General features: G+C 53.9%; 8 protein-coding genes and 1 pseudogene. 7 read left to right on the top strand and 2 right to left on the bottom strand.

The genetic code is table 11. The features are described 5' to 3' along the window. The 4 genes from A9513_RS36285 to trfA all read left to right on the top strand — a co-directional run. Nucleotides 1-213: hypothetical protein (locus A9513_RS36285; protein WP_218060698.1), on the top strand; the 213-nt coding region annotated here is incomplete at its 5' end. 2287 nt (nt 214-2500) lie between these two features. Beyond that, nucleotides 2501-3415, top strand: coding sequence for a ParA family protein (locus A9513_RS06915; protein ID WP_083196042.1), 915 nt, complete (start codon nt 2501-2503; stop codon nt 3413-3415). After that, complete coding sequence (locus tag A9513_RS06910) at nt 3412-4380, top strand: ParB/RepB/Spo0J family partition protein (protein ID WP_083196041.1); 969 nt, start codon at nt 3412-3414, stop codon at nt 4378-4380. Before A9513_RS06915 ends, A9513_RS06910 begins: the two co-directional genes overlap by 4 nt. Before the next feature lie 10 nt (nt 4381-4390). Then, complete coding sequence (gene trfA / locus A9513_RS06905; RefSeq protein WP_065327379.1) at nt 4391-5332, top strand: plasmid replication initiator TrfA; 942 nt, start codon at nt 4391-4393, stop codon at nt 5330-5332. A gap of 1437 nt (nt 5333-6769) precedes the next feature. Here the strand turns inward: trfA and A9513_RS06900 are convergent. Beyond that, nucleotides 6770-7852, bottom strand: a complete 1083-nt coding sequence (locus A9513_RS06900; RefSeq protein WP_065327378.1) for a DNA-binding protein — start codon at nt 7850-7852, stop codon at nt 6770-6772. Nucleotides 7853-8203: 351 nt separating this feature from the next. On the opposite strand from A9513_RS06900, the gene A9513_RS06890 reads away from it, so the two are divergent. The 3 genes from A9513_RS06890 to A9513_RS06880 all read left to right on the top strand — a co-directional run bounded on the left by A9513_RS06890 (nt 8204) and on the right by A9513_RS06880 (nt 12079). After that, nucleotides 8204-9670, top strand: coding sequence for a hypothetical protein (locus tag A9513_RS06890; RefSeq protein ID WP_065327376.1), 1467 nt, complete (start codon nt 8204-8206; stop codon nt 9668-9670). A gap of 611 nt (nt 9671-10281) precedes the next feature. After that, nucleotides 10282-11250: a DNA replication terminus site-binding protein gene (locus A9513_RS06885; RefSeq protein ID WP_065327375.1), complete on the top strand. Its 969-nt coding sequence runs from the start codon at nt 10282-10284 to the stop codon at nt 11248-11250. A gap of 79 nt (nt 11251-11329) precedes the next feature. Continuing rightward, a complete protein-coding gene (locus tag A9513_RS06880) occupies nt 11330-12079 on the top strand; it encodes a hypothetical protein (protein WP_065327374.1) in 750 nt (249 codons plus the stop codon). A gap of 130 nt (nt 12080-12209) precedes the next feature. Here A9513_RS06880 and A9513_RS36420 read toward each other — a convergent pair. Then, nucleotides 12210-12306: pseudogene (locus tag A9513_RS36420) on the bottom strand (maturase); the annotation flags it as partial.

The following is a 12306-nucleotide window of genomic DNA, read 5'->3' as shown; positions in this document are numbered from 1 at the left end:
AGAGGACTTTCACCTCCGAGTCGCCAGGTTCGCCACCACGGTGAACCCGACAGCGCCAGTCACGGCGCTACGCGCCATGCCTGGCGCACCACAAAAACTACCCGCTACGGCGGGTATTTTATTGTCCATAGAAACCATCAGTACTCCCCCGCCCTGCTGTCGAGTGTTAGTCAGTCTTTTGTCGATCATTTGTCGATGTTTTGGATGGCTTGAACGCCGTCAGGCCGACCCCCCCCCTTTTTAGGATTGCCTACCCCGATTAGTCGATGCTTAGTCGACTGTTAGTCGATCTTTTGTAAAAGCGTTGGATGGCTACAACGCGGCGCGACCTGACTATGAGGTAATATTCCCCAATCAGTCTGGCCAGACCCTCCAGGGCTGCGGTATTGCATTCACCATCTAATGTTTCGGTAAATCAGCCTCTACACCCTTCTACCTCACCATGAGGTAGTAGCTCCCAGTCCCAGACTGGGACTAGCCCCCCCCAGCAGTAAATCGAGGTGTATGATTTTTAGGACAACATGACTTTATCCCAGACTGGGACAGGCGCTTGTCCTTCTTCTTAAATTACCCGCTCCCTCCTGAACATCTCATTGTTACGGTTGCTCCCTTCACTACCAGGTCCAGGGTCAGTCCATAAGTGAGGGAGCCGGCGCCCCAGGCTGGGTCTGTGTTGGTACTAACCTTTGTCTTAATTTTTAGTTCTCACGCAAGGGATTCTTACCTGAGCAAAACGCAGATTTAAGCAGCTCCGGACGTTGGTTAACTCGACAAGCATGGTTCTCTCGCAATTCCAAAACAAAGGGAAGTCGCACCAGGGTGCTCCCTCCAATTCACAGTCACCGGCATGAATGAACCCCACTCCGTCTATTGCAGGCCGAATTGACATGGAGGTGATCCCCAGTCCGGGGCCGAGAGTTCTTGGATGTTAGCCGCGATCCCGATACAGGGTAATTTCCGTTCCAGCCGTAGACTCTTGATCCACGCCCATCATTAACTCCAAGTAGCCAGTTCCAGAGTGATGATGGCCAGCGCGGGAAAGCAAGGCATGGTGAATTTGGCAGTCCCAGACTGGGACAAGGCTTGCTCATACAACTGCCCATCCAAGGATGGGGCTGATGGCATGCGATTAAGACAAAGCGCTGAAGTATTAGGTGGCCAGTTTCTGGGACTTAACATTTAGTGTCAGACGATTCTTCCGCCTTTGATTAACCCGCTCCAGGTAATCACAGCCACTCAGCCTGTATAAATGCAGGCCCGCCTGGAAACGATAACCGCCATTGAACTGGCATCGGTTAAAACAAATCAGTTTCAAACTGGGTCTGGCAATGGATTGCCTTCCGAGCCAAGCCGCCCAAGGCCGGGAGATGGCACTTCTCTAACATGTGGCCTGTCCCAGTCTGGGACTGCGCTTTAAGTAGCATCACATTCTTCAGCTGGATCAAAATCAACAGGAACACTCAGCCACTCCAAATGTTAAAAGGCAGCCTCAGCCTGGGACGCCACTTCCTTAGGAACTGGCATTGGTGTTCAAACAAACCAGTCCCAGACTGGGACTGACCATGGATCGCATTCCGAAGGATGCCGCACAAGGCCGGTGGGAATGCATACCTCTTACGTGCGGATTGTCCCAGTCTGGGACTGCTCTTGAAGTGGCAACTCTCTCTTCAGCCTGGGCCAGATTCCGGAGAGCCGCTCAGCCGCCTAAACTGTCAATAAGGCTGTCCCAGCCTAGGACGTCACTGCCTTGGAACTGGTATTGGCGCTCAAACAAGCCATCCCCAGACTGGGACCGGCTATGGGATCGACTACCTAGGCATGCCGCTCAAGACCGGGGGGAATGCATTCCTCTTACGTGTAGCTTGTCCCAGTCTGGGACTACTCTTGAAGTAACAGCCTTCTCTTCAGCCTGGATCCGAACCCCCAGAAACGCTCAGCTACACAAACAGAAAAGAAGACAGTCCCAGACTGGGACCGACTCCCCACCGCCTTATTAGATGTCTCTAGCGCCAATCGCTGTCCCAGTCTGGGACAAAGGCATTAGTAGCCGCAGAACCATCAACAGAAGCAAGAATGGCCGGTGAAGCTCAGGCTGCATAAATCAGCCCTGACGTGGGCCACCAACTGCCATATGGACTGCAATAGGGCTTCAAACAAAGCGTCCCAGACTGGGACTGGCTATTGCAGCCGTAAAGAGGGAATGGAAGGTTCAGGCTGTCCCAGTCTGGGACTGGTAGATTGTGAACGAGATAGTAGAGGCTTCCCTAACGCTCTACGCCTCAGGCTGCATGGGAAATCACATCCAGCACCACCTGGCACACAAGTAACAGGACAATGCCATTCAAAATCAAGCCTGACATCCAAGAAAGGATCTCGATGCTCAACCAGTTTGATACCAATAAAGGAACAGATCGGCGTGACATGCTGATAAAAATCGCCATAATGGCTTAGACGATACAAAGCAAAACGCCCTGTATTTTTATGCTCAATGGAGTGATTTATGTCGAAACAAGCAGCAGCTGCTCAGATCGACTCGCCAAAACATCCTGCCGATCCACTCGTTGACGCCATCGCCGAGGTGATACACGGAGCTGAGGAGTCCCAGACTGAGACTCGAATTCTCGCCATCGCCAATCACAAGGGTGGTGTGGGGAAAACGACGACGGCTGTGAACTTGGCTGACTGCCTGGCTCAGCGTGGGAATTGGGTACTTGTCGTGGATCTCGATCCTCAGACAAACGCCTCTCAACATATCGGCAAAACGCACCCTGCACGTGTCGTTTACAACGCTTGCGAGCTGTTGAGTAACCACAAAACTGAAATTCGATCGTTCATTTACGAGGACACAACCATTGATGGAGTGCACCTCATCTATGGCTCCATCTCCCTGGAGAACGTCGATGAAGTCATCAAAAACGAATACCCGCGGCCAGTCGAGGTGCTCAAGGAGCGGCTGAAGCCTCTCATAGGGGCGTACGACTACATCATCATCGACTGCCCGCCGTCGCTGAAGCTTCTTACTCAAAACGCCATTGCTGCTGCAACGCACTACATCGTCCCAGTTGAGTCGGGTGCACCTTATGCAATTAATGGCCTTGACGACCTCAAGCGCCGTGTCGAAAAAGTGATGCTTGTAAACGAATCCCTCAACTTCCTGGGAGCTCTCCTAATCAAGCATGACGAGCGGCATGTGCTGTGCCGCGAGAACGAAGCTGATGCCATAGAACTCTTTGGAAAGCTCATTCCAGTGAAAATATCTACAACCACCAAGGTCAATCAGTCGATTGCACAGAAGGTGTCAGTTCGCATGGCTGAACGTAATAACAAAGTTTCAAAGCAATACCAGGAGTTGGCTGACTACATTGCAGAAGTAACTGCAGGCCAGGGCCTGAAGGCAGGGGAGGGCGCCAAATGAGCCAGCAAGCCGCAGAAACCAAGAAGCCTCAGCAGGGCGCTAAACCGGCCGGCACAACTGCAGGCGCCAAACCACGTCGACCGAACCCGCTGATTGGGTCCCTTTCGAAAGGTGCAGCAGCTCATCGGGAAGGCAATGAAAGTAGCGGTATCAACAACGATACAGACAGCAAGCTTGCCAAGAGCATACCTGTAGAGCTGATTGATCCCAGCCCCTGGCAGCCTCGCAGAACCTTCAATGAAAAGAAATTGAAGGAGTTGGCCGAGCTCATCGATGCACAAGGACTCTTGCAGCCTATCGAGGTTCGCGCCGTAAACAATCGGTACCAGCTGGTATCCGGCGAACGCCGTCTACGAGCTCACAAGCTACTCCAGCAACGTTTCATCCAAGCCTTCGTCATCGTCATCACAGACGAAGAGGCCTCCGCACGAGCACTCGTAGAGAATCTTGGTCGGGAAAACCTGACTGACTTTGAGGTATACCTGAGCATCAAGCGTCACTTGAAGGACTTCGGTGAGCACTTTGGATATGACCACTGGGGCATGGCCAAGAGTACGTACTTCCGCTTGATGGCGTTCGATTACTTCCCGCCAGCGGTTAATGATTTGCTTGCAGACTATCCTGAGCTCGTTAGTGCATACGCTGCCGATGAAGCTAAACGGTTAATCAACAGCGAGGTCGAGAAGGGCGCAGAGAAGGGCAAATACGACACCGCCCTTAAGACCCTGGTGCAACAAGCCATTGACGGCGGCAAAAAACTAACAAATCTGGCTTCACAGATTTTCACCTTCCTCAATCCCAACAAAACGCTTCCAAACAAAACCGAACTCAAGTTCCAGGGAGCAAAGGCTGGGGAGATCACTAAAAAAGCTAACCACACTCAACTGAAGCTGAATCATTCAGCTTTCAACGAGGAGAAACTGGCTAGACTTGAGTCCTTTATTTCAGATCTCCTGAACGAATAGGAGCCCTCCAGTGAAAAACGAAAATAAGGATGCTGGTCAGCAGCAGGGACTCGATCTTGAGCCTGCGAATCCTGCTGGCCGACGCTCATCCAGCGGGGGAGGGCAGAGGAAAGGGAGTGCTCTCTCGAGGATTGAACAGCGCACCCACGATATTCTCGAGAAGCAATCCAGGAAGCTCAAAGGCTGGGCTGAGGAGATTCGCGAGGCTCCAAACGAGCTACTTCGAAGCGCACTTTTTTCTGCCGGAAACAAGAACCGCCCCCGCGAGCACATCAAAAATGGCGAAATAGCCGCTTACGGGAACTGTCGGGTCCTTTATAACGGAGAGGAACTGAGACAGGACGATCTGGACGTATGGCTTGAGATCCTTCATGCCGCGCGTGATCAGGACCTCGATCAACCCATCTACTTCAACCCTCACGATATGAAGAAAGAGCTTCGTTACCCATATGGGACGAAGCATACAGAGCGGCTGAAGATGAACCTAACCAGGTTGAAAGCGACAGCTGTTGTGCTCCATTCCGATAGGCTGGAACGAGGGGTGTCGCTATCTCTGATTCGTAAATTTGAGTATTCGGACGATTCAGATGAGCAAGGCACTCCAAAAGACGACATGTGGTACGTCGAGCTCGAGCCAGAGATCGCCATTCTATTCGGCGGCGGTGTCTACTCAACGCGAATCGAGAAAGAGCAAAGGATGAACTTGAGTGGGAACCTGGCCAAATGGCTTCATGGCTTCTACGCCAGCCACAAGGACCCATATCCGGTTCACTACAAGACGCTACTCAAGAACGCTGGCTCACGCTGCTCAAGTGATGGGAAGGCTAAACAGCTCATCAAGGGTGCGATGGACGAGCTGAAGCTCTCAGGGTTCCTGAAAGATTGGCGAATGGATAAGACCGGAAAGGTAGAAGTCGAGCGGAATCGCTTCGCGGCAATCACCCAGGAGTGACAAGCCCAATAGAAACCCCGCAAACGCGGGGTTTTTTTTCGTCAGTAGAAAACTGATTTTGAGGTAAGAAGCCACCTGACCATGAGGTAACAGGGTAGGGCGCCCGAAGGAGAGAACGACCTAACTATGAGGTAAAAAATGGGTTTCTAGGGAAAGGCCCCCAAACCGGCCCGGCCAAGGGGGCTAATAGAAGCGTAAAAGCTTCTGGAGGGCTGATGTACCGTGGACCTTGGTTGGGTACCAATCGACGTAAACTGAGGCACCGAGATCCGTATGATCTAGAACTTTTTACCCCATAGTCAGGGAAAGGGGCTTTGGAGCCTTACTTCAAAGTCAGGACGGCTAGATTCGAGATGAAGTGAAATCATAATTCCCTTATAAATCAGTGCCTTAGACTAATACTTACCTCAAGATCAGGAGAATTACCTCAAAGTAAGGTCGATTTACCTCATCTTGAGGTAATCACTCTGGCAGACCTAAACCCTTATGAATCAAGGCTTTGCGGCAGGTTCCTAGCAATCAAAGCGAAAAAAGTACGCTAATACCTCATAATGAGGACACATTACCTCATGGTGAGGTAGGAATACCTCACGGTAAGGTAAATTTACCTCTTAGTGAGGTAATTAGAAAACAGCTGAAACCCTTATAAATCAAGGCCTTCAGAGAGTTATCTACAGCCCTTAACCTGCTTTTAACCAGTATTTAACCTGCTTCTAACCGGTTAAGGGATTTGAGGAATTTCTTGAGGGGCTAAAAGCAAAAGCCTTCAGCGGGGGAGAGGTGGAATGCTAGGAGTATAGACGACCTGCAGTACCTCGAAGAATAGCCAAACACGTTGCTGCATCAAAGCCTGTCTGAGCTGAAAGCACCTGCAGCCCAAGAGCCCCAAGCTTGAATACAGCATCAGGCGTCATGGGCACCTTCACTGCGTACTCTGGTTGGGACAGCTTCACGTAAATCCGACGATGAGCGGGTTGATTGACCAGGTGGATCGACTTGTTACGCTTAGCACCATGGTTTCGAGCTTCAAACTCAACAGTCAGCCCAAGAACGCAACACAAGAGCCCAGGCACCTCACGATCTGACAGCTGAAGGATTATCTTGTTACCCCAATCGAATCCTGTACCTGCCTTGTTACAGCCATCTACGGATAACACAGGCGCCTGAGCCTCACTGCTACCCAGTTCGAATTTTAGCGCCCCATTGGATCCGTATACGTGAAAACCCAGGGGCTTCTCGCCTTGTTCAACCATCACTTCTCCCTCAACGAAGATACTTCGTTGCGTGACCTGAACCAGGGACTCATGCTTTGAATCCCCGCCCTATAGCCAATGATGCGCTACCAATCCTCGCAGCAAATCCGCGGATCAGGCCTCACATCCCGATCGATGACATCTGGAGGAGAGGGGGCTAGGACCGTTGTGGCCATCCCCCAATTCACTCGTCACCCTTCTTCGTAGGCTTACCCTTGCCAGTGGTAAGGCGCTCCATCAAATCAGCGTTCTGGCGCTGGACTTCCTGCAGAACGCCGGAGACCTTAGCTGCTTCACGCGAACTCTCTTCGGCATGGTGCCGAGACTGGGTTGCCTCATCTTTCAAGGACGCATGCGAGCGCTGTAGCTCAGCAAGTTGAGCGCTGACAGTAGCCACTTGATGTTGAAGATCTTCCGCCTGCTGCTGCTTAGTTTCGAGAGCGCCTCTCACACGCTGCAGCTCTCCAGCTGCCGCCTCAGCCTGGGCAAGCGCCTGGGCTAGTTTCGCCTGAGCATCAGAAAGGGCCGTTTGGCGTTGTTCAGACTGTTCATTGGCCGAATCCAGGCGTGCTTTAGCCGTTGCCAGGTTCTCACTCAAAAGCTCGAGCTGGGAGGCCGCTGCGGACTTCTGTTGCTCCATTTCCGAAGCATGGGCAACTCGAGCCTGGGAGAGCTCCTGCCGAACATTGGATGTCTCGATGTGGGCTAACCCAAGCTCTTCTTTCAGATCATTTGCCCGACGCTCGTTCTCTTCAGCTCTGGTCGACTGCTGGACAAGATTTTCCCGTGCTTCGGTTAGCTGCTGCAGGAGAGACTGGTTCTGCTGGGCAAGCTGCTCTTTTTCGCGTTGCACCACAGCCAGCGCTTCACGAGCCTCGTCAGCAGCAGCAACCGCTCCTTCATAGGCTTCAGCCAGTTCACGCCGCATCGTCTCGTTATCAGACCTTTCCAACTCCCACTTGGCCTCCGCATCTCGCAAGTGAGCATTGGCTTGCTCCTGAGCTGCCGCCCAGACAATCCCTACCGCCTCAAGGTGAGCTTGGTTTACCGGCTCAGGAACCTCCACCGTGACTAGTACCGGCCTAGCCGTTTGTTGGCGCTTCCACTCCCGGTAAACGATGGAGCAGATGTTCATGTCCGCCTTGGCTTTCGCTCGAACCTCAGCCTGCGTTGGGAACTGATCGCTGCGGCCGAGCTGGTCGTAAAGCTCTTCGATGGCGCTAACGATTCGAGCGCGTACTTCAGGATTGACGTTGATCGGTTCCATGACATGCTCCGGGAAGGATTACCATAAGAATAATATTATTATTATTCTTATTATGCAATTATGGATTACGCACTATGCTTGGCCAGTTCTGCCGGGCAGAGTCGTGAAGGCGAACAGGGTCCTGCCCGAAATGAAGGCGATCACGTACCGGGCGGCGATGGGGAGTGAAGGAGGTTGAGGGCAGAGGAGGGCAGTGATAAATTCATCGGCGGTGACAGTCGCACGCCATCCGCCCGCAAGGAAAAGCCACCACAGCGACTAGCTTCAAAACGTCAAGCACACTCCAGCTGACAACTCTCTGCGAACGCAGAGCGAGCGGGCCGTTCATCAGTCGTTCTGTGGGAGATTGTCATGAACACCCATTTCCCTGGGTTGAACAGTTTTGACCGCCGCGCCCTCGAGCTCGACGTCGACTACACATTCGCTTGGATCAAGAGCTCCCCATCAGTCTTCATCGAAGAGCTGCTGGACCGGATCAAGTTCTGCGCTCGAAACCTGAAGAAGGTTGCGGGTATCCAACAAACCAAAGCACTCGAAGCGCTTGCTGAATCCCTTTCTTTCAGCACCTGGCACGAGCTGCACAACCATCTGAATATGGCCAACAGCTTCGGCTCCGAAGGCGCCAATGATCAGTGGATCCTCAAACTCCAGACAGCACTCGTGCTCACCATCAAGGCGAAGCCTTGCTTGCCCTTAGGGCTCGAGCAGGCCGCGGCGATGCAGAGTTTTGCCAGCAACCTGGCTGAAGCGAGCGGTCAGACTGAACAGTTAGTCCTGGACGGAGTAACTGCAAAGCTCTGCGGTGCACTCACTTGGGAGGAGGTACTCACTCGATCTCCCCTACAGACAAAGTCGCCGCTGTATCGATTCGTCGTTGACAGCCATGACCCGAATGATTCGCGGTTTGTGACCAGCGACGCTTGCGATGAGTTGATCGAACAGATGTACGAGCTACATTCTGATTTCGAAGTAGTCAGCGATCAGGAGAGGGTGAGCATTCTTGCCTGGCTCCAGAATGCACTGAAGCAGCAGCCCCAGTTTTTCGAAGGGGGACTGATGCTGGCGTCATTGCTTGACGAGGTAGGTGATCCTTCAGCACTGACGATCGCGGAAAAGTACCTGGGTTTGGCCAATGCACTGGTTCCAAAGGGGTTCCGCAAAAAGATCTTGTGGGCCTGGCAAAGCAACCGGTTCTATCACCGCCTGCAGTATTTGGTGCTCGACATCCTCAACCGGGATGGCTCGACCGTTGGCGATCTGAATCGCGCAATCAAGGTCGCCAAGAAAATGTTGAGGCTAAACCCCAGCGACAACTTGGGGATTCGGTACTTGCTTCCGTTGCTGCTTCTGCAGATGGGCTGGAGTGATGACGCTTTGAGTGAGTGTGCCCGCTTCAGAGATGAAGACGGTGGAGAGGCGCTGCTGGTGAAGTCCTTCTGCGCCTATGCCAACGGCGATCTCAATGCATTCAGAAACGATCTCGTCGCCGCGCTTTTCAAGGTGCCAGCCTTGAGGTTGTTCTTGTTGGACGATCTCGATGAGCTACCTGATAGTGATGAAGGTTTCCGCGGAATCATTCCGGACATGGATTCGCTGACTCGCTTCGCCTGGCCGGCTTACCTGGTGACAGAGGGTCTCGAGGAAGCGTGCCGATCGGTTCTTGAGGATGAAATTCTCATCAAGGCAGAAGCTGAGTTGCGGGGGCTTTGGCACGAGATGCCGCGCGGGCCTTCAGCTGAGCGATTTGATGCCATGAGGAAGTACGACAATCGAGTTGCGCACTGGAAGAAAACGCTCGCGCAGCACTTCACCGGCTAATCTCAGCCCTCTCATTTGCTTGCCCTGGTGCCCACTGGATCTGCAGTCGGTCAGCGGGGCGAGTTCCTTCTTAAGCGGCGACTCCCTTTCTGCCGGGCCTGGCTCTATCTGGACCTGCCGGTGAGAGGCCGTGCATGCGAAATCACGCGAAAACCTTGTAGGGCATTTGTCGATCATTAGTCGATGTCCGTCTCGACGACGGCCGCATGGACAATTCATCGACTAACGATCGACAGCGTAAAGACGGGAGAGCCCGCAGATTGGGGGAGAAGGGGCCGCATAATACCACCCCTGTAGCACGTCTATCCCGTGATCGGCGCCCCTCCCACCTCCCACCTCCTACGCCGACCTGTACCTCCCCAAAAAGCCTGGACCGTGCCCGCCGGCGGCACTGTGCGGGACCTCTTACACCCTAGACCTGGCCCCTCCTTGACCGGCCCGCGCTTGCGCGATTGAAGGTAAGAGGGAGGAAAAAGGAAGGAAAAAAGAAGGAAAGATGTAAAGGCGGGCGGAATAGGGTGGGTGTGCAGGGAGGGAGGGTTGCGGTTACATACACACGTGCTACAGGGGTGGTATTATAGAGGTGGAGTTTGTGAACCGAGGACACGGCTATGCACGAACGAATCCAGGCGGCTTACGCCGAAATGCGCCAAGCAATCATCGCTTTCAACGAACGATGGCCATCTCTAGTGATCAGTGGGGTCGTATGGCGCCTGCCGCTGCTTACGGAGCAGAAAACGCCGGATCTGATACCGGTGACGCGGTTAGAGGGTGATAACGCCGTACAGGCAGCCGTAGAGGCGTTGCTGGCGTTCGAGCTCGACCTGGGCCAGGCACCAGGTACTGTCATTCGACTGCCTGGCTACTTCGTTCTTGAAGAGTCGGTGCTGGAGCAGGTGAGGGCAATCAACGCGCTGAAGGAAGCACTCGATGGAGCGATCGAGGTTACGCGCCTGGAATTGAACATGATCAAGGACGCGCGGCCGCGGATTATGCGGCGAGCGCTGGGGGCGAACTTCAACACCAATCAGCTGCTGCGCAAGATCCATTCCTTCGAAATGCCCCCGCGTCTGCTGACGTTCACTTGGGCCGGCCACACGCCTGGGACAACCCGAATCCCCGTCGGCCAGCTACGAGAGAAGCTCGAGGCCGAGGCGCAGCTTCGCGCCGATCGAGAGCGGGTGGCCATCGACACCACACCTGAGTGGCAAGAGTTGCGATCGCTTGTGAACATGGACGCCGGCGAGCACCTGGTGCAATACAAGAAGGTGGCTCCACATCCTCGCGCCATGCTCTGGTTTTCTGGAAACTCGCGGTACGATGCGATGATTCATGCAAACCTGCCGGTGTTTGTCGTAGCTGGCCCGGTGGATCTCGAGGTGGTTGAGTTGCAGAGCTTCAGCAGAGCCGAGCGTACCTCGCCCAGGGCGGACAAGAAGACGCGAGACGAGGCAGTCCGCCGACTCGACATTTACGTGCCCCCGAAGAAACGCAGAAAGCCAGCAAAGGCGCCAACTGTTGTAGAAGTGAATGCTGAGGCCCTTGAGCGATCGACTTACTCGCCGTCGATCGACAGTTAGCGGATACCAGTAGGGTAGGGGGGGTTGCAGTTTTGAGAGGCGGGTTAATCTGTACTCAACAGATAAAGGGGGATAACCCATGGACACCAAACGAATCATCCAAGCTGAAGCTGCTCGAGCAGAAGCATTGATCGGTAAGTACCTTGGCTTCTACGCCGGCGACCTGATCCTGACCGAGCTGAACATCATGGCCATCGACGATGTTTCTGACGACTTCAAGCGCTGCGTACAAATGATCCAGGATCTGCTGGATGCTTCGCCGTCGAAACAGGTGGCGCGAAACATGGTCAACCTGGTTGACGCGCTGACTGACCTGGTCCGAGTTCCCCGTCTCCGCCAGCCGCTCATGCGCATGTGGGAGATTGAGGAGACCATTTCCAGCGGTGGCTTCTGGTTCATCCGCCATGCAGTGGTGATCTTCATGGCGTTCTTGGGGGTATGTTTCGTCGACGATGACATGAACACCCGCGAGATGGTGATCAGCTATGCTGCCGGCCTGGTCGGATTCATCTCGTTGGCTCTCAACCTGACCCACTTCAAGGAGCCTGTCCGCGCATTTTTTATCGGAGTTCCAGTGGTTCTAGCTGGGTGTGCTCTGGTGACCGCGGCCGGCAATGAAACCCTGATGATGTTCGGGCTCATGCTACTGTCGATTGGCCTCTTCCTGAAGTCGGTGGTTGGCATGTTCCAAGACCGTAACAATGGGAATAGCGCTCCGTACGATGATGAGTCGAGTCGCCACGACTCGTCGTCAGCACTGTTCGAAGATGACGCCGACCCTTTCCTGCACAACCACGCTGGCTTCGTACCATATGCTGCAGACGACTGAGTTGCAGCAGCTACAGTGCCCCCGCCTAGGCGGGGTTTTTTTTATGGTGCATGGCGCACATCGGGTAGGAGGCGGCCTCACGGCCGCCGTCCTCCCACACCACCGTGCGTACGGTTCCGTACACGGCGGTTCAGGCCATGCGGTTAAGCCGATTGATCGTATCCAGTATCGAGACCAGTCCAAGCCTGTCCCAGAGCTTCTTCGGCAGCGCCTGATTCATATGCGGC

The organism is Pseudomonas sp. AU12215, from assembly GCF_001675465.2.
Classification (GTDB): Bacteria; Pseudomonadota; Gammaproteobacteria; order Pseudomonadales; family Pseudomonadaceae; genus Pseudomonas; species Pseudomonas nitroreducens.
The sequence above is the reverse complement of the archived record's forward strand: the minus strand, read 5'-3'. Positions and strand labels throughout refer to the sequence as shown.

Excerpts from the sequence above, each read along its gene's own strand:
- A9513_RS06915 (WP_083196042.1), top strand. The coding sequence starts at position 2,501 with ATGTCGAAACAAGCAGCAGCTGCTCAGATCGACTCGCCAAAACATCCT.
- A9513_RS06910 (WP_083196041.1), top strand. The coding sequence starts at position 3,412 with ATGAGCCAGCAAGCCGCAGAAACCAAGAAGCCTCAGCAGGGCGCTAAA.
- A9513_RS06900 (WP_065327378.1), bottom strand. The coding sequence starts at position 7,852 with ATGGAACCGATCAACGTCAATCCTGAAGTACGCGCTCGAATCGTTAGC.
- A9513_RS06890 (WP_065327376.1), top strand. The coding sequence starts at position 8,204 with ATGAACACCCATTTCCCTGGGTTGAACAGTTTTGACCGCCGCGCCCTC.
- A9513_RS06885 (WP_065327375.1), top strand. The coding sequence starts at position 10,282 with ATGCACGAACGAATCCAGGCGGCTTACGCCGAAATGCGCCAAGCAATC.
- A9513_RS06880 (WP_065327374.1), top strand. The coding sequence starts at position 11,330 with ATGGACACCAAACGAATCATCCAAGCTGAAGCTGCTCGAGCAGAAGCA.